This window comes from Rhodococcus sp. ENV425 (genome assembly GCF_002887785.1).
In the GTDB taxonomy this organism is placed as follows: domain Bacteria; phylum Actinomycetota; class Actinomycetes; order Mycobacteriales; family Mycobacteriaceae; genus Rhodococcus; species Rhodococcus aetherivorans.
In genome coordinates, this window is record NZ_PCZU01000181.1 from 1 (window position 1) to 701 (window position 701).

Annotated in this window: 1 protein-coding gene and 1 pseudogene; both read right to left on the reverse strand. The window is 70.5% G+C overall.

All coding sequences use genetic code 11. The features are described from left to right. Window positions 1-361, reverse strand: a pseudogene (locus tag CQZ88_RS14865) (hypothetical protein); the annotation flags it as partial. 123 nt (window positions 362-484) lie between these two features. Beyond that, a partial coding sequence (locus CQZ88_RS31090; protein ID WP_258008608.1) for a transposase occupies window positions 485-701 on the reverse strand: 217 nt, incomplete at its 5' end.

Below are 701 nucleotides of genomic sequence, written 5' to 3' on the forward strand. Positions count from 1 at the left end.
GTGCCCCCGTCACGCCGGGCAACAGGTGCAGCCGCCACGGCGAGGCCCGGATGTCGAGCCGGTCGGTGAGCAGCTCACCGAGGGCCTCCTGCACGCCCGGCCAGGACGGATCCGGCAGCCGGTGCACGACGAACCGGTCGGCGCCGACGGGCCCGGTCGCCCAGTACGGATAGTCCAGATCGCCCGGCACCGCCACGGCGTGCAGCCGCAGCTCGACGACGGCCGACGCCCGTCGCCGCAGCTCCGCCACCAGGTGGCCGGGGTCGCCGGCCGGCTCCTCGAAGCAGAACAGCAGGAACTGGTCGCTGCGGACGCGGTCGTCGAGCCAGTCCCGCTGGGCGTCGGAGGGGTGGAGCTGCATGCCGCCAGTGTGGCGGGTGCGGCGTTTGCGTCGCGCGCCGCGGTCCCCACCGGGTCGCCCGGGGCCGGATGAGTAACAATTGCGCTCAACGCCTCTCCTGCCTGAAGGCAGGAGATTCCCAGCTCAGACCGCAACCGCAGCACCGACCCGAAGGAGGTGATCCGATTGACTGACGTCGTCGACACCGGTGTGGCCACGCTCCGCCACAGCCAGAACCACTCTGGCAGCGTTCCGGTCCCGGCATGCGATATAGCCGCAGCCCTGGCACCGGAAGATCCGTTCCGCGAGTTCGAGACGCTGCTTGGTTCTCGCGAAACACCTCGAACACGTCATGGTCGTG